The sequence below is a fragment of the Lachnotalea sp. AF33-28 genome (genome assembly GCF_003477885.1).
Classification (GTDB): Bacteria; Bacillota; Clostridia; order Lachnospirales; family Lachnospiraceae; genus AF33-28.
The window spans coordinates 1-288 of sequence record NZ_QUEE01000029.1 but is presented as its reverse complement, the minus strand read 5'-3'; the positions used below and the strand labels follow the sequence as shown (position 1 = coordinate 288).

General features: G+C 47.9%; 2 tRNA genes. Both read right to left on the bottom strand.

Annotated features, from left to right (window positions below):
- Positions 1–23: 23 nt before the first annotated feature.
- Positions 24–96: transfer RNA gene (locus DWZ56_RS22385), tRNA-Val, on the bottom strand.
- 12 nt (positions 97–108) lie between these two features.
- Positions 109–182 (bottom strand) — tRNA-Asp (locus DWZ56_RS22380).
- Positions 183–288 lie beyond the last annotated feature (106 nt).

The following is a 288-nucleotide window of genomic DNA, read 5'->3' as shown; positions in this document are numbered from 1 at the left end:
TAAATCATTTTATTTTTCAGAAGTGGGGCCTATAGGGCTCGAACCTATGACCCTCTGCTTGTAAGGCAGATGCTCTCCCAGCTGAGCTAAGACCCCATACTGTTGAAACGACCCAGAACGGACTCGAACCGTCGACCTCCGCCGTGACAGGGCGGCGCTCTAACCAACTGAGCCACTGGGCCTTGAAGATTATACCTTCAAAACTACACATTAACGATCATCTGTTTACATCCTTTTACCAAGTTCTCTACCAGATCTTCCAGTATCCGTTTCCGGATCTTTTGGTCA